The sequence below is a fragment of the Ekhidna sp. genome (genome assembly GCF_964218185.1).
Lineage (GTDB): Bacteria > Bacteroidota > Bacteroidia > Cytophagales > Cyclobacteriaceae > Ekhidna.
Genome location: NZ_CAXPLV010000007.1, coordinates 1 through 15,697, shown reverse-complemented (window position 1 = coordinate 15,697; position 15,697 = coordinate 1). Strand labels below are relative to the sequence as shown.

General features: G+C 42.2%; 15 protein-coding genes. 5 read left to right on the top strand and 10 right to left on the bottom strand.

Annotated features, from left to right (window positions below; all coding sequences use genetic code 11):
• Positions 1 to 20 precede the first annotated feature (20 nt).
• The 4 genes from nadE to ACEQZT_RS11580 are packed head-to-tail and all read right to left on the bottom strand — an operon-like array spanning position 21 to position 4,086.
• Positions 21 to 1,847, bottom strand: coding sequence for an NAD(+) synthase (gene nadE, locus ACEQZT_RS11595; protein WP_370089605.1), 1,827 nt, complete (start codon positions 1,845 to 1,847; stop codon positions 21 to 23).
• Positions 1,844 to 2,569 (bottom strand): ribonuclease III, encoded by a 726-nt coding sequence (rnc, locus tag ACEQZT_RS11590; protein ID WP_370089604.1) that lies wholly within the window; start codon positions 2,567 to 2,569, stop codon positions 1,844 to 1,846. The genes nadE and rnc overlap by 4 nt, the downstream gene beginning before the upstream one ends.
• Entirely contained in the window at positions 2,569 to 3,822 is a 1,254-nt protein-coding gene (gene fabF, locus ACEQZT_RS11585) for a beta-ketoacyl-ACP synthase II (protein ID WP_370089603.1), read from the bottom strand. Before fabF ends, rnc begins: the two co-directional genes overlap by 1 nt.
• Before the next feature lie 27 nt (positions 3,823 to 3,849).
• On the bottom strand, positions 3,850 to 4,086 hold the full coding sequence (locus ACEQZT_RS11580) for an acyl carrier protein (RefSeq protein ID WP_089358163.1): 237 nt from the start codon (positions 4,084 to 4,086) through the stop codon (positions 3,850 to 3,852).
• 112 nt (positions 4,087 to 4,198) lie between these two features.
• On the opposite strand from ACEQZT_RS11580, the gene ACEQZT_RS11575 reads away from it, so the two are divergent.
• Both ACEQZT_RS11575 and pyk read left to right on the top strand, forming a co-directional pair.
• On the top strand, positions 4,199 to 4,627 hold the full coding sequence (locus ACEQZT_RS11575) for an IPExxxVDY family protein (RefSeq protein WP_370089602.1): 429 nt from the start codon (positions 4,199 to 4,201) through the stop codon (positions 4,625 to 4,627).
• Positions 4,628 to 6,067, top strand: coding sequence for a pyruvate kinase (pyk, locus tag ACEQZT_RS11570; protein WP_370089601.1), 1,440 nt, complete (start codon positions 4,628 to 4,630; stop codon positions 6,065 to 6,067). It begins immediately after the preceding gene.
• A 7-nt stretch (positions 6,068 to 6,074) separates the two neighbouring features.
• Here the strand turns inward: pyk and ACEQZT_RS11565 are convergent, their stop codons facing one another.
• From ACEQZT_RS11565 to ACEQZT_RS11540, 6 genes are all read right to left on the bottom strand, one after another.
• Positions 6,075 to 7,568 (bottom strand): CRTAC1 family protein, encoded by a 1,494-nt coding sequence (locus ACEQZT_RS11565; RefSeq protein WP_370089600.1) that lies wholly within the window; start codon positions 7,566 to 7,568, stop codon positions 6,075 to 6,077.
• Positions 7,569 to 7,992: 424 nt separating this feature from the next.
• Positions 7,993 to 9,099, bottom strand: a complete 1,107-nt coding sequence (locus tag ACEQZT_RS11560) for a WD40/YVTN/BNR-like repeat-containing protein (RefSeq protein WP_370089599.1) — start codon at positions 9,097 to 9,099, stop codon at positions 7,993 to 7,995.
• Positions 9,089 to 9,763: a hypothetical protein gene (locus ACEQZT_RS11555; protein WP_370089598.1), complete on the bottom strand. Its 675-nt coding sequence runs from the start codon at positions 9,761 to 9,763 to the stop codon at positions 9,089 to 9,091. The genes ACEQZT_RS11560 and ACEQZT_RS11555 overlap by 11 nt, the downstream gene beginning before the upstream one ends.
• Positions 9,764 to 9,939: 176 nt before the next feature.
• Complete coding sequence (locus ACEQZT_RS11550) at positions 9,940 to 10,512, bottom strand: hypothetical protein (protein ID WP_370089597.1); 573 nt, start codon at positions 10,510 to 10,512, stop codon at positions 9,940 to 9,942.
• Positions 10,502 to 11,011: an RNA polymerase sigma factor gene (locus tag ACEQZT_RS11545; RefSeq protein ID WP_370089596.1), complete on the bottom strand. Its 510-nt coding sequence runs from the start codon at positions 11,009 to 11,011 to the stop codon at positions 10,502 to 10,504. The genes ACEQZT_RS11550 and ACEQZT_RS11545 overlap by 11 nt, the downstream gene beginning before the upstream one ends.
• Positions 11,012 to 11,116: 105 nt before the next feature.
• On the bottom strand, positions 11,117 to 11,476 hold the full coding sequence (locus ACEQZT_RS11540) for a cupin domain-containing protein (protein ID WP_370089595.1): 360 nt from the start codon (positions 11,474 to 11,476) through the stop codon (positions 11,117 to 11,119).
• Between the two features lie 55 nt (positions 11,477 to 11,531).
• On the opposite strand from ACEQZT_RS11540, the gene ACEQZT_RS11535 reads away from it, so the two are divergent.
• From ACEQZT_RS11535 to ACEQZT_RS11525, 3 genes are all read left to right on the top strand, one after another.
• A complete protein-coding gene (locus ACEQZT_RS11535) occupies positions 11,532 to 13,100 on the top strand; it encodes an NAD(P)/FAD-dependent oxidoreductase (protein WP_370089594.1) in 1,569 nt (522 codons plus the stop codon).
• A 56-nt stretch (positions 13,101 to 13,156) separates the two neighbouring features.
• Positions 13,157 to 14,713: a M43 family zinc metalloprotease gene (locus ACEQZT_RS11530; RefSeq protein ID WP_370089593.1), complete on the top strand. Its 1,557-nt coding sequence runs from the start codon at positions 13,157 to 13,159 to the stop codon at positions 14,711 to 14,713.
• 195 nt (positions 14,714 to 14,908) lie between these two features.
• Positions 14,909 to 15,697, top strand: a 789-nt coding sequence (locus tag ACEQZT_RS11525) for a hypothetical protein (protein ID WP_370089592.1), incomplete at its 3' end; no start/stop codon positions are given.

Below are 15,697 nucleotides of genomic sequence, written 5' to 3'. Positions count from 1 at the left end.
TCTTCGGAAATCAACCCATCCTAAAGCTTCTCCAATTCCTCCTGATACCCACCACTCAAAATCGGGAAGCGGTACCAAGAGCGTGGGTCGATGTTAAAATCATCGAAATGGAAGCTGGGAGCATAGCGCTCACGCTTCCATTGATTTCTGGTCCAGAGTCTGTAAAATTTCTTAATCCATTCCTTGAGTATTTCAGGATCATAGTCGCTTTTCAGTGCCTCATATACCTGTTTTGGAGATTTTCCGTTCAGTATTGCCTCTCGCTCAATTTTCATCAACACCTCATACGGCATCAGATCTTCCTCATCCGTCTGGTGTTGGTCTTCTGGTCGCAGTTCGGCAGTGGGGGTGAGTGCGTTTACATCTTTTAGTCCAGTGTATCCAAGGTCTGTTTCTGCATACTTCAGCCATTGCAGTACAAAATGCTTATCTACTCCCGCAATAGGAGAGATGCTCCCGCTGGTATCACCATCCATGGTGGCATATCCTACATCCCCCTCACTTCGGTTGGAGGTTGCGAGTAGGAGTTTATTCTTCAGGTTGGCCAGCATCCAGATGATGGGAGAGCGTGCGCGTGCCTGAATATTTTGCAACGTGATATCGTCCTGCTCCCAGGTGAGTTTTCTACCAATAGATTTTTCTATAGTTGTCCGGTACTGATCTACTTCTGCATCTATTTCCCAGCTGTGGAAAGTAGCACCCAGGCTTTCAGCCAGATTCTTTGCTGAACTGAATGTAGCTTCAGATGAGTTTTTGGTGGCTTGGTAAGCTGTAGTTAGCAGTTGGCTGGTGATTTCTTGAAGTGTAATCCCTTCTAATTCAAATCCCAGTTTCCTTTCCAGATCTGACTTGCCTAATTGCTCAAGAGCCGTGCGAATTGCAAAACTCACAAGCGTGGCAATTGTACTGGAGTCGGCACCCCCGCTGAGAGAGAGCACAAATCCTTTGCTTCTGCTTTTCCGACAGTAATCGAACAGGGCCAGTGCAGCTGCATGTGCGAATTCTTCATTCTGATTGTCATAATCAGGCTTGATATTTTCTATTGCCTTGTGAGCTTCAAAATCTACCTCAACTGATAAAAGTCGATAGTCATGAAACCATAGCCGGTGATTCCGACCGATCAATTTCCCCTTTTGTGCAATCAGCACATCGCCATCATAGATCATACGTCCGGCTTCATTGCCAAGGAGATTGGCATAGAGGTACACACAGTCAAATTGCTCAGAACTTTTTACAACCAGCTCTTCACGGAAGTGTGCTTTTTTGAATGCGAAATGTGAAGCACTTGGATTGAGAATCAAATCTACTTTTTGGTTAACATGCGCTCCGGGCCTGTCCGGCTGCCATGCATCCTCACAAATCTCAAAACCAATGGTAATGCTTTTGTGCTCCACAGTTATGTGGCCAAAAGGGATTTTCTTTCCAGCGATCGTGATGTGAGTGATTTCATTGACTGGCCAGGGGGTAAACCATCGAGGTTCATAATGAACACCATCATTGGCTAGTTTTTGTTTGGCATAGAATCCTATGATTTGTCCATCTGCTAGCACGCAAGTGGTATTGTATATGCGATTGTCATACCTAACAGGCAAGCCCACTGTTACTGCAATTCCTTTTGAAAGTGGAATAATTTCTTCGAGTTTATTAAGGGCGGTTTCTGGTAGCCACTGACTCAAAAAGAGGTCTTCGCACCCATAGCCTGTGACGCACAGTTCAGGCAGGCAGAGTATATCTACACTTTCTTTCTTCGCTGTTTCAATCGCTGACCTGATATTCCTCAGGTTGTTTTCCCAATCTATTGGTGTTTGATTGAGGCACGCGCCGGCCAGTTTTAGTTTGCGACTCATTCGGCTAAGTTAAGCTGCTCATAGGTCTTTTGAGCGGCATCCTGTTCTGCTTTTTTCTTGCTAAATCCAAAGCCTTTGGACATGGGCTGATCATTGATGAAAACCTGAGCTGTGAATTTTCTATCTTCCTCAGAGATGATCTCAAAGCGTAAATCTTTATTCTCTTTTTGCGACCATTCCAGCAGTCTGCTTTTGAAGTTTGTGATTTTAGAAATCAGCTCATTTAGCTCATAATGTGGCTTTAGAAGCTTTTTTATGACGAACCTTTTTGTGTATTCAAATCCATGATCCAAATAGACAGCTCCGACCAGTGCTTCCAGGCAGTCACCATATACAGATCGGTGTGCCCTTGAGTTTTGATTGTATTGAACAAGTTCTTTGAGACCAATCTTTTGCCCCAAGCGGTTAAGTGATTCTCTGTTTACGATCTTTGCTCGTATCTCTGTCAGGAAACCTTCCTCTTTGAATGGATACTGGAGGTATAGATACTCAGCTACGATCATGCCTAGTATGGCATCACCCAAATATTCAAGTCGTTCGTAGGAGTTTTTTATTCCACGTGCATTTGTTGATGCTACACTGCTATGGCGCATAGCTTGTTTATAGAGAGCTAAATTGATCGGCGCTCTTCCCGTGATCAATCGAAAAGACTGTCGAAGTTTTTTTTCGGATTTAAATGAATTGAGAAAACGTCCCGATAATCTTTTCGGAAGAGAGGACACTAGTCAGTGTATTTACCAATAATTATGGAGGTATTGTGTCCTCCAAACCCGAAGGTATTGCTCATGGCAATGTTCACCTCTCGCTTCTGAGCCTTGTTGAATGTCAAATTCAAGCTAGGATCAATTTCCGGATCATCCGTGAAGTGGTTGATTGTAGGTGGAACAATTCCTTTCTCAATTGCCATCAGACAGGCAATAAACTCAACAGCTCCTGCAGCACCAAGGAGGTGACCCGTCATGGATTTTGTTGAGCTGATGTTCATTTTGGAAGTATGATCTCCAAATACGCGCTGAGCAGCCTTTAGTTCTCCTACATCTCCGGCAGGAGTAGAGGTGCCGTGCGTGTTCAAGTAATCTACTTTGTCCGCAGAGATACCTGCATCTTCCAATGCACTTTTCAATACCAGCTCAATACCTGCACCTTCCGGATGCGGAAGGGTAATGTGATGTGCATCTGCAGACATTCCACTACCAAGTACTTCGGCATAAATTTTTGCGCCTCTTGCTTTGGCATGCTCCAATTCTTCCAGCATAATAGCTCCGGAACCTTCACCAAGTACAAAACCGTCACGATCCTTGTCGTATGGTCTTGAGGCTGTTTCAGGAGAGTCGTTTCGCTCAGACAATGCTTTCATTGCATTGAAGCCACCCACTCCTGATTCAATCACTCCGGCCTCAGATCCACCAGTAAGTATAGCATTGGCTTTACCTAATCGGATGTATGTGTAAGCGTCAGTGATTGCATGGTTTGAAGAGGCGCACGCTGATACAGTAGCGAAATTTGGCCCCATAAAACCATATTTGATGGATAATAAACCGGGGGTGATGTCAACAATCATCTTTGGTACAAAGAATGGATTGTATCGTGGAGTTCCATCGCCATTGGCAAAATTCATCACTTCCTCCTGGAACGTGCTGAATCCTCCAATACCTGAACCCCAGATTACCCCGATTCGGGTCTTGTCTACGCTATCCAGATCCATCCCGGAATCTATGACAGCCTGCTCGCCCGTGACCATGCCGTACTGCGTGTTCGGATCCATCTTGCGAGCTTCTTTTCTGTCTATGAACTCCAAAGGATCGAATCCTTTGACCTCACAGGCAAACTTTGTTCTAAATTTTTCGGTATCAAAACGAGTGATAGGAGCCGCACCACTTACTCCTTTGGCCAAAGAATCCCAATATTCATCTTTAGTATTTCCCAAAGGGGTAAGGGCACCAATTCCGGTTACAACGACTCGTTTTAATTCCATAAACTTTATAAGCTAAGTGGGTTTTAATTACTTAACGTTTTCTTCTAAATAAGAGATAGCATGACCTACAGTGGCAATGTTTTCAGCCTGGTCATCCGGGATAGAAATATTGAATTCTTTTTCGAACTCCATGATCAACTCTACGGTATCAAGTGAATCAGCTCCTAGATCGTTGGTGAAGCTTGCCTCTGGAGTTACCTCAGACTCTTCTACACCTAGTTTGTCAATAATGATTGACGTTACTTTTTGTGCTATTTCAGACATTTTTGTAATGTTTGGTTAAAAATGAGATGCAAAGAAATATATTCTCAAACTAAAATCAAATTAGTCTGGGATACATGTCTGTTGCGAATTTAGGTCTTAGCTTGCACATTATATGAAGAAAAACAAATTAGATAGTGGCTATGCTATTGATTTTGAATTGTTTGGTCTTGTTTGCAACAAGAAGGAGTACAAGCTGGCGTGGTATCTTAATCAGGCGTTAGAAATTTCTTTGATAAAGCAGGACGATGTAAGGATTGAATACGCTGACAAGACCTCTATCCTCATTTCTAACTTTTTATATGAGACTGAATATGTTTTTTTTGAATTGCTCCAAAATAGGCTAGTGGGTGGTGGAAATATTAAGAATCAGCTGCTAATGCCCGAGTTGAAGCAATTTGATTACCTGATAAAGTTTAAAGATCAAACCGGAGAGCTAACTTCCGAAAACGTTAACGCAATAATCAAAGAAATCCCTATCATTGAGTACGCTATGCGCCTTAATTTTGATACCCTGAAGTCTAAGGAAAATCTCCTCTATTAAATGAATAAGATATCCATCAATAAGCGAACAAAAATTGTAGCGACCATAGGTCCGGCCAGCAATAACAAAGAAACTATTAGTCAGCTTGCCATGGCTGGAGCCAACGTTTTGCGGTTGAATTTCTCTCACGGAAGTCATGATGATCACATTCAGGTCATGCAGTATATCCGGGAGGTGAATGCTGAAACAGAACTAAACCTGGCAATCCTTCAAGATCTGCAGGGACCCAAAATCCGTGTAGGGAAAATGAAAGATGATGGAGTAGAAATTACTGAAGGTCAAAAGCTGATTATCTGTACAGATGAGGAGATAGAGGGTACTGCGGAGAGGGTGAGTACGGTATACAAGGAGATTGTGAATGATGTGAAGGCCGGGGATACGATCCTGATTGACGATGGAAACCTCGAGTTGAAAACCATATCTGTATCAGATACGGAGGTGGTAGCTGAGGTGGTTCATGGTGGGCTGCTCAAGTCGAGAAAAGGCATCAACCTACCGGACACGAATGTATCCGCCCCCTCATTGACAGAAAAGGACCTAGAGGATTTACAGTTTGGGTTGAAGCATGATATTGATTGGGTTGCACTGAGTTTTGTGAGAAAGGCTGATGATATCCGGGAATTGAAAAGGATCATTGATGAGGCCGACAAGAAGACGAAGGTGGTAGCGAAGATTGAAAAGCCGGAGGCCTTACGAAACATTGATGCGATCATCGAAGAGGCGGACGGCATCATGGTGGCCCGGGGCGATCTAGGAGTAGAAATTCCGATGCATGAGGTGCCAATCTGGCAAAAGAAGATTGTAGAAAAGTGTAATCAAGCCGCTAAACCAGTGATCATAGCTACGCAGATGATGGAGAGCATGATCGAGAATCCACGACCAACCCGAGCAGAAACCAATGATGTGGCTAATGCGGTAATGGATGGTGCCGATGCTTTGATGCTATCAGCAGAATCTGCAGCTGGTAAATTTCCGGTAGAGACTGTACAAAAGATGGCTGAGACGATCATGGCGGTGGAAGCTGAGGCAGATTCCATCTATAATAAGTATTATGATAAACAGTTTGAGTCGAGTACCCGCATGAACGATTTATTAATACGTGCTGCTTGTAGACTTGCTGAGAATACTTCTGCCAGAGCTCTGGTTTGCATGACTAAATCAGGATACACGGGTTTCCGCACAGCTATGCATAGATCTAAATCTGCCATCTATCTGTTTACAAACAATGAAAAACTGCTTAGGCAAATGAACCTGGTGTGGGGTGTGAAAACCTTCTATTTTGATACCCAGGATAACATTGATAAAACACTGGAGCAGATAGAGAAGAAGCTTTTGGAAGCGGGGGATCTAAAAAAGGGAGATATTTTCATCAATACTGCTTCCATGCCTCAGCACTGGCAAGGACACACGAACATGATGAAGATACATTTAGTAGAGTAGGTTCTTGCTAATCCGCTCTCCTAAGAGTTTTATCTTCTGTTATCATCCAATGGGTGTTGATTTCCAGAATGTTGTATTTATGCTCAACTCCCGACGGCCAAATCACAACTAGAGAATCTATTTTTTCTTCTTGTCCCAGTCCGAAGTGGAGCTCGTAATCGTTTTGACTGCCATAGCCCGTGATTGGATACATCCAGCGATGCATTTCTTTTTCAGCTGTGTGAAGGATTAAATGAGCACCTATTCCGAATGTATTTGACTGAGTACCTCTCAGCCTTAAGGATATCCAGTTTTTACCTGTGGTTTGATTGATATAAAAGCGATTGACCTGATCGTATGAGCCCCAGTTTGCAACGAATAAATCCAAGTCTCCGTCCCGGTCGTAATCTGCGTGTGCTACGCCAGCGGTGGTGTCTGCATGGGTGAGAAACTCCCCATCGAGATAGCGATCAAATGAACCCTTTCCATCACTCAGGTAAAGGAAGTTCGCCATTTCCGGACCGTAGGTTCCATTGCCCAGGTATATATCCAAATCCCCATCATTATCATAATCTCCCCATGCGTGTCCTTTGGATGCTCCTGCCGTTTCGGAAGTAAATGTACCCGCAGCAACGGGAGTTAGTTTTCCAGAGCCGTCATTGCTGAGTAGAAGATTCTCCTTATCGAAGTTGGCAATGAACAGGTCCAGATCTCCATCGTCATCATAATCTGCCCATGATGAGCCATAGGCATACCCAATGTCTTCAATGGCCGCTCCAAGTGTATCTTTTTCAAATTGCAGTGCACCCAGATTACGGTAGTAGAGGTTTGAACGCTGAGCATTGCCTACAAAGATTTCTGCCAGCCCGTCATTGTTGGTATCTCCACACGCACAGGTACGGGCTGATCCATCGCCTTCTGATAAAGCATGCTCCGGGAGCGCTCTGAATTCGCCTGCTCCCTCATTTTCAAAGAACATATTGCCGTTGTGCCGATAGCCGATGAGCAGCACGTCCAGGTCACCATCCAGATCATAGTCTGCCCAGCAGGCCATGGAAGTGCTCAGCGTGTCACGCGTAAGCGCATGATCTTTAAGCATGACAAATCGCTTGCTGCTGTCATTTTGGAAGAGCTGATTGGGTTCCTTTCCTCTACTGCAGATGTACAAGTCCAGATCACCATCATTGTCATAGTCCACCCAGCTGACACCCTCTGAAGTGCCTCCGTGCATGATAAGTTCTGAAAATTGCTTGCCAACCCTGATTTTATGCATCCCGCCACGTCCGTCATTGGCGTACATGGCATTCCATTGCCCAACGGAGTTGGAGGTATACAGCTCAGGGGCTCCATCTCCATTAAGATCAGCCCATGCCACCCCTCGGGTGAATCCTCCGTCTGTGGCAATCCTGCCTTTTTCGTAGGTAATAAATAGGGGAGTTTCATTACTTGAAGAGGGTTGATCACACGAGATGAGAAAGATGTAAATCAGGATTTGAGCAAAGAGGTTGGTTGGTTTGCGCATGAGTTATGAATGGATGGTATGCAAGATTCCAACGCAGAGAAAGATGACAGGTTGGATTAGGAGCGCTTATAACCTATGATGTCAGTGGTTCCCAAGGGCTGTCCCTTAGATGTATCTGTCTCATTCAGATATGTTTACGCTGCTAATGAATAAGAAAGATACGTATCTTAATTCCGAAAGTACGTGTTGTTTTGGACGAATGCACACGTGGTTTTAGCATTTAGATACGTATCTAAATGATGGATGGTAGTGTGATTAATATGTATTCACGGTTTGATCGCATTTCCATGAATACCTTGAGTGGTGCTAGCGTCTAACTAAGCTCTGTCGGCTTAACCTTTATATATCTCAAATGTATTTGCTCCAAATGTTCTTTACAAATAACTAAGTAAGCTGATTGAGCTTAGTGCTTGTTACAGACCTGTTAGTTTTCAATTGGAAAAAGGAGTAGTTCCCAAGACCTTCCTCCATCATTGGTGATTTGTAAGATGGATTCTGTCATTGCAAGGCCGTTATTTTCATCTTGGAAAAAAATCCTATCAGCGTATATTAAATCTGAAACTTGACTCCAAGTTGTTCCTCCATTTGTGGATTTGTAAAGGTTAGTTACTCCTGATGTTGTTTCTTGAATACCATAAGCTGTATTTTCAGATATAAATTGAACTGATGTAATGTTATCATGGTCAATAAAATCCCAAGAAATTCCACCATCTCGTGAAACATAAAACCAGCTACCTCCAACGTCACGATTGAATCCTCCATATGCCCCGTCATCATTGTACGTATTAAATGTGAACACAAAGTCTCCATAAGACTTAATGTTAGTTGTGTTATACTCAGAGCGAGAGCTACTGCAACACTCCAAATTAAATGAAGAAATTCTCCTCCATGTCTCACCCCCATCAGTGGTTTTATGAATCGTCTTGAAGTCATCAGGCCAATTATCTGTCAAAGCATAACCTATATCTCCATCAAAATAAATCGAGGCTGGAAATTCGCCACTAATCATCCCTTTAGATTCATATGATGAGCCATTAATTTTTATCACCTCTGTTTCACTAAAATTTCCACCTAGAAGAAGCCATCCTCTTTCATCATCTATAGGGTAGTAATAGATTTCATCATCGTCAACCCAATTTCTATCTGGAACAATTACTTTAATATCAAATGTTATTCCTTGATCGCTAGATTCATTTAATGTTACCTCACCTCTATCAAAATCAAATTCAAAACTGAAGAGGTGAGTTCCATTATATTCGAAGTAATCGTAGCTAATGAAACCTCTAGTTAATTCTATTGTATAAAATAAGTCATCGGTATAAAATCTATTTCCTCCGCCATAACCGTATATTCTACCATCACTGTTAAGTTGCGCTAAAAGTTCTTGACTCTCAAAATCACCAGTATATTGAAATGAACCCTCTTTTAAATCTGTTGAGACTTGAAGGTAGTCTATGAATGTACTATCTGAAGTTTCACACGAGAAAATCGTGAAAATTATTATCATCAATGCAATTGACTTAAAATTCATATCCAATTGAAATATTTAATGATGAAAAGCTCATAGTAATGTTTTCTTCTACAGAGAAGACCTCATATAATTCATTGTAGGAAGTAAACGGAGATGTTACATCTTCGTCAAACTTGATATTAATAATCCGAATAAGATAACCCAACTGAAAAATAAACTTTTCATGTTTTAAGCTTATTTTGGGACCATATGAAACTCCCGATCCCGAAAGAATATTAAAATCTTCCCCTTGAAAATCTTTTCTGGGTGAAATCTTATCTTTTAAGCTCTCATAATAAGCTACCACACCGAAATAAAGTATAGCGTTTGCAAGACTGAAGGAATAGTTGCCATTGAGTCCAATTCCAGGATTAATCAATTGATCTTTTGCAGCCTCATTTAAATATTTAAGATGGTAGTTAATATTAAAAGCTGGACCCAAATTAAATCTGTCAAAGTTTATCACATTCAGATAGATGTTTCCATTTAGGCCGATTGAATGAACTTCACTAAATTCCTTACCTGTTGGAAAATTGGTGCCAATACTTATCCAAGTTTTTATAGAACTTTTATTTGAATCCTGACCTTGAATTTGGCTATGGAATCCAAAAATTATTAAGGCTAATATGGATTTATAAATTATTGAACGGGTCATAATGGTCTGTAACATTAACGTAAACGCCATATGGTGTTTATCTACCTTTCAAATATAGCGGATGTGTCCGCTTTCTTGTTTAAACAAGGCTTTTTATCTATCTGGTTTCCTGCTTTGATCCCAAATAACCGTATTATTAAACGTATATAGACGTTTTTAAACGTTTAATAATACGGTTATCTCGTTTCCTTTATATTAAAGGAAACTTACTCCTCCATCAGCTTGCGCTTGAGGGTAAGCAAGTTTCGCTGGCGTGGAATGTGACATGCCTTTCGTTCCCATCGCACAAGGAAGAATGCCAGGGCAAACATGCCGATTGTTAGAAGCCATTTTTCCAATGATGCACCGAAGTAAACCATTTTGCAGAAAGAGAAAATTGCAATAGGAATGATGTAGTAGGAGATCATCATGGTAGTTATTCGGATTATTGAGTCACTGTTAGCGATGGCATGATCCAGCTCACCCATGAGCGAGCGGTCAAACGTGTTTTCCTTTTGTTTTCTTTTCATTCGAAAGAATAGCAGGAATATCACGGTGAGGGCCATAATCCCCGCTCCGGCGTAATCCCAAAATCCCTCTTTGTCCACGATGGCGTCCACCAGCAAAATGGTGGCAACAATACTATTTATTAGTATAAGGCCTGTTTCTACTGTATTTATCCTCTTGCTGGCAGCATCTTTCTTGCGTCCTACGCTGTTGTGCAGCGCCTGTTGGTCTATTGCATACATGGTTTCTCCCTTTTGTTCGTTCCAGATTTTTTGCATTTCTTCAAACTCCATATTCGTACTGTTTTGAGTTTTCTGTTAGCTGTTTTTTGATCCGATGAATTTTCACCCCGATGTTGCTTTCAGAGACGCCCATGATCTCGGACATTTCTTTGTAGCTATACCCATCCAGGAGGAGCAGTGTCAGCGACCGATCTATCTCATTGAACTTCTTGATCTCCTCATACAGCCAGGTTACCCGCTCATCCGAAGGTTCATCGCTCGCCCTCAACACATTGATCATGTTGTCCATTTCCTGATGTCCATCCGCATGCTTCTTTTCCCTGGTGCTCCACTTGATCGCCGTGTTTAGTGCAATGCGATAGAGCCAGGTAGAAACAGCGGAATTACCTCGAAAGTTGGGAATCGAGTGCCACACTTGCATGCTCACATCCTGAAACAGATCATCCAGATCAGAAGAGGTGAATGCGTAGGCTTTAATCACCTTGAAGAGCAACCCCCGATGTTGATCGAGCCATTCGTTGAAGATCGTACGCTGTTCGCTTTCTTTCATTTTCGAATCGTTACCCCATTAGTACCTGAGGCAGGAGATTTCTTACAAGCAAGTTCAAAAAATGTTATCTGAGCCTGTCGAAGACTAGACATTAACTACAGATATTTACTTTAGTTGCTCTTCGATACTCTTGGTCACATGTGATTTCACATCACCCGTGTGAGCGGTAGTCTTATTTTCTATCAGCATAATCTGGCACTCTTTCTCTGAAGATACCCGATGATTAATTCCCTTTTTCACAACATAAAAATCACCTTCTTTCATGGTGAAGGGTTCTTTCCCTTCTTCTTCAAAAAGCAACTCGCCGTGGATGATAAAAAAGGCCTCATCCTCATTGGCATGATTGTGCCAGGGGATATCCTCACCTTTGATTTTAGCCACTTTTACATAGACATCATTCACCTCACCGATGACTTTCGGTGAAAAGTATTGAGAGACCTGCGACAGATAATCTTGAATATTCATAGTTTAAATATACTTCGAATGTCAGTCTGAGCTTGTCGAAGACTACTTTTGCACCATGCCTATTCACGATCTGGTAGTACCCCCTGAGGTTGGATTCGACTCTCAAAATCTGGAAGCTCATCTCAAGCAATCCGGCCTTTTGCGAAAGGGTCAATACATCGACATCCTTCGGCGATCGGTTGATGCCAGGCAAAAGACTATCAAAGTGAATCTCCGGGTAGAAGTGAGAGACACCCCACCCGAAGTGGAATATGTAGAGTATCACAAGAAGGAACACAATGTTCGAAATGCGGAACCTGTGATCATTGTGGGAGCAGGCCCGGCAGGACTATTTGCCGCCCTCAAAGCAATCGAGGGAGGACTAAAGCCCATCGTTTTGGAAAGGGGAAAGGATGTCCAGTCTCGCCGAAGAGACTTAGCGGCCATTAACAAGGAACATACTGTCAATCCGGAAAGCAACTATTGCTTTGGTGAAGGAGGTGCAGGCACTTACTCGGATGGCAAACTCTACACCCGATCTAAAAAACGAGGAAGCATTCGTCGGGTGTTTGAAATCCTGGTCGCTCATGGTGCTACTTCAGAAATTTTATTTGAGGCTCATCCGCACATTGGAACGAATAAGTTGCCCAAGCTGGTGACTGCATTACGAGAAACCATAGAGGCTGCAGGTGGAGAGATCCACTTCAACACAAAAGTCATTGACTTCATTATCGAAGATGGAGAAATGAAAGGTGTGAAAACCGACCAAGGTGAACTCAAAGGGCTAGCAGTTGTGCTGGCTACAGGCCACTCCGCGAGGGACATTTTCCGATTGTGTCAGCAGAGAAAGGTGAAAATTGAAGCCAAGCCCTTAGCCCTTGGAGTTCGCATCGAGCATTCACAGCACCTCATCGACCAGATTCAGTACAAGTGTGATGATAGAGGCGAATTTTTACCAGCATCTGCTTACTCACTTGTTTCTCAAACCACCTTGAAAGGCAAGGAACGAGGGGTGTTTTCTTTCTGTATGTGTCCGGGAGGTTTCATTGTGCCGGCGGCTACCTCTCCGGGTGAGCTGGTTGTCAATGGAATGAGTCCATCCAGACGGGATAGCAAATACGCCAACTCGGGGATGGTGGTGGCTGTAGAGCTGGAAGACATCCCTGAATACCAAAAATACGGTGAGCTGGCAGCTATGGAATTTCAGGCCGATGTGGAGAAGAGAGCATGGAGGCTGGGAGGTGAAACTCAGGTTGCACCAGCACAGCGCATGGTTGATTTTGTCAACGGTAAAGTGTCTGGTGATTTGTTGGATACGTCCTACCAGCCTGGATTGCGCTCAGTAGATATGATGGAGGTTCTTCCTCATTTCATCGGGAAAAGATTAAGGCAAGGGTTTCAGTATTTTGGCCAGAAAATGAAAGGCTACCTTACCAATGAAGCACAGATCATTGGGGTGGAAAGCAGAACCTCCTCTCCTGTAAGAATACCTCGTGATCGAGAATCTTGCGAGCATGTAGAAATAAAACGATTATTCCCTTGTGCTGAGGGTGCTGGATATGCCGGGGGTATTGTGTCTGCAGCAATGGATGGTGAGCGATGTATGGAAGGAGTTATTAAAAAATATGTCAGTAAGAAAAATTGATCAAATCCATATTGTATTATATCTGTATTTTTGATTTAGTCAACACGCCTAATCTTATGAAATTACCCTTTACAATTCTTATTTTTTTGATTTTAGTCAAATCTGAGGCTCAATCATTATTTCCTCAAAAAATTATAAGCCCAATAGAAAATTGTGAAACAAATGCTACTGACCAAGACTTTTCTGTTAGATTGAATAAACGCAAGTCACTTTCTTATAGTAATGAGTCTTTAACATTTGCAGTGGCTCATCATATTTTCTTAAACGACTCGGGAGATCCAAGTAGCAATCCGGTTAAAGAAAATGATATTGCCACAATAATGTCTAAACTCAATAAGGAATTCTCAAAGTTTGGAATTTATTTCGAAAGTGTGTGTATTGAGTATCACAACGATTCAAGATATTTATTGGAAGTGCCTAATAGTTCAGTTGGGAGTGTTGTTCAGGAATACGGTCAAGAGGATGCCTTGGACATTTATTATTCAATAGATCCGCCATACGGGGGTGCAGCCAGTCTACCTTGGAATTCGAGACAATTCATTGCTATGAATTCAGATAAAATATTTGACTTTACTTTTTTACACGAATTTGGTCATGTTTTCGGAATGTTTCATACCCATAGTGGACCAGGCTATAACGCTTATTGTGTAACTGAGGAGTTGGTAGACGGTTCAAATTGTAGTACCACTGGTGATCTTATTTGTGATACTCCTGCAGATCCGGGTAACTGGTGGAAGAATGACGGTAATTGTAATTGGACAGGGGATTGTACTGATGCAAATGGACAGTTATATAATCCCGATGCATCTAATATCATGTCCTATTCGCCTGATGAATGCAAATCTAGATTTACTACTGATCAAAAAGTGGAAATGAAGAAATGGGCAAGATCGGATGAGATGAGAAAATTCAGATATGATCCATCCCAACCACTCAAGCTAATTGGGAAAAATTTCTTTTGTTCTAGCGAAACCCAAATTATTGCCATACAAGGAGTCAACCCTTCAAAAATTAAATGGCGTAATTCATCTAACTTACAAATAGTGAGTTATGGAGAAACACTCCATGTTACCCCTTCTAGCGGAGTAAAACCAGGTAAGGGGTGGATTGAAGCATCTTATGAAAAATATTGTAATGAGGTAAAGGTTCGAAAGGAATTTTGGATTAGAGCGCCGGAATTAAAACTGAATCGAATCGAGGGGAGTTGTGATCGGCCGATAATGGTTTATGAGGTTTTGCCTGTAGAAAAATCTTTGCAATATAACTGGATTGTTAACGGAGATGTTTCCTATTCTGTTGGTGGTGTAATGAGTAACGAATTGCGTGTTTACGGAAAAGTTGGAGTAAAAGAAGTAAAGCCAGTAGAAATTATTGTAGGCATTTTTAGGAGAGATTGTATGTTCCGGAAGAAGGTTACTTTAGACTATAAACAGAATTGTTTCATTTCACTTCCCTCAGAAAGAATCTGGATTTATGATACTTCTAACAATCTCGTTTTTCATGGAACTGAAAAAGATTTCACACTATTGATGAGAAATCTTGAAAGGGGCCTATACTATATTGGGAGGGAGAAGAACGGTAAAATATCTCGATCTAAACTTTATAAAGAATGAGCAATAATTAAAGGGAGTATTTGCTCCCTTTTTTCTTTTTAAGCCGACAATTATGTTGACGCGAGTACTCATTACCCCATTACCCCCTCCGATCTAACGAAACAGGGAGTAGGTCGAATAGCTCCATTGCATTGATTCTCAAATAGATGAATTCTATATTTTTGAAGGCAGTCCACTTAGTTAAAGTCCATAGTCATGAAAGCCTTAAAAAGATTCTATCAGCAATTCTTTGGTCTGTTATTGTTAATGTTATCTGTGCCGCTTGCCGCGCAGGAGTTTACAGCAGCCATCAATACAGAAACCCCTAATCCCAATGCAGTATTACATCTGGTTGCCCCAAATGGAGATCAGGGGCTGCTGGTTCCAGTGATTAGTGACCGTGCCACCATGGCAGCTGGATTGGGAACAGGCGACAATGGTTTGTTGATTTATGATTCTTCCGCAAGCGGTTTCTACTTCTGGAATGGAAGTGCTTGGGTTGCTCTTAATGTACCTGCTAACATTGCAGATGGTATTGACTTTAGTGAATTAACAGGTGTTCCTGCGGGGTTAGCAGACGGTGATGATGTTGGAATAACAACAGTAGCAGTAGATGGAACAACCATAAACGGAGATGGTGATATAACTCCACTTTCGGTGAATATTGGAACCGGGCCGGGTCAGATTGTACAATTAGGCGCATCATCAGAATTACCAGCGGTGGATGGTAGTTTACTGTCAGGTGTAGTTACGACTGAGATAGATCCAACAGTCCCCGCTAACATTAAGGATGGTATAGAGTGGTCAGAGATAGCCAGTAGACCAACAGGTCTTGATGATGGAGACGATGTAGACGATGCAGACAATGACCCCAACAATGAGATACAGGATGCATTAGGAGTAGCCTATGATAACACAGGAGATTTAATCATCACATCAGCTACAGTAGCGGCCGCATTAAAAGACTTGGATGCCTCAGTAGCCGCCGGCGATGGCGACAATGAC

Bases quoted from the DNA above. Each gene is read 5' to 3' on its own strand.
- ACEQZT_RS11535 (WP_370089594.1), top strand. From the start codon at position 11,532: ATGCCTATTCACGATCTGGTAGTACCCCCTGAGGTTGGATTCGACTCT.
- ACEQZT_RS11540 (WP_370089595.1), bottom strand. From the start codon at position 11,476: ATGAATATTCAAGATTATCTGTCGCAGGTCTCTCAATACTTTTCACCG.
- ACEQZT_RS11545 (WP_370089596.1), bottom strand. From the start codon at position 11,011: ATGAAAGAAAGCGAACAGCGTACGATCTTCAACGAATGGCTCGATCAA.
- pyk (WP_370089601.1), top strand. From the start codon at position 4,628: ATGAATAAGATATCCATCAATAAGCGAACAAAAATTGTAGCGACCATA.
- ACEQZT_RS11575 (WP_370089602.1), top strand. From the start codon at position 4,199: ATGAAGAAAAACAAATTAGATAGTGGCTATGCTATTGATTTTGAATTG.
- nadE (WP_370089605.1), bottom strand. From the start codon at position 1,847: ATGAGTCGCAAACTAAAACTGGCCGGCGCGTGCCTCAATCAAACACCA.
- ACEQZT_RS11550 (WP_370089597.1), bottom strand. From the start codon at position 10,512: ATGGAGTTTGAAGAAATGCAAAAAATCTGGAACGAACAAAAGGGAGAA.
- ACEQZT_RS11560 (WP_370089599.1), bottom strand. From the start codon at position 9,099: ATGAATTTTAAGTCAATTGCATTGATGATAATAATTTTCACGATTTTC.
- ACEQZT_RS11530 (WP_370089593.1), top strand. From the start codon at position 13,157: ATGAAATTACCCTTTACAATTCTTATTTTTTTGATTTTAGTCAAATCT.
- ACEQZT_RS11580 (WP_089358163.1), bottom strand. From the start codon at position 4,086: ATGTCTGAAATAGCACAAAAAGTAACGTCAATCATTATTGACAAACTA.
- fabF (WP_370089603.1), bottom strand. From the start codon at position 3,822: ATGGAATTAAAACGAGTCGTTGTAACCGGAATTGGTGCCCTTACCCCT.
- ACEQZT_RS11565 (WP_370089600.1), bottom strand. From the start codon at position 7,568: ATGCGCAAACCAACCAACCTCTTTGCTCAAATCCTGATTTACATCTTT.
- ACEQZT_RS11555 (WP_370089598.1), bottom strand. From the start codon at position 9,763: ATGGCGTTTACGTTAATGTTACAGACCATTATGACCCGTTCAATAATT.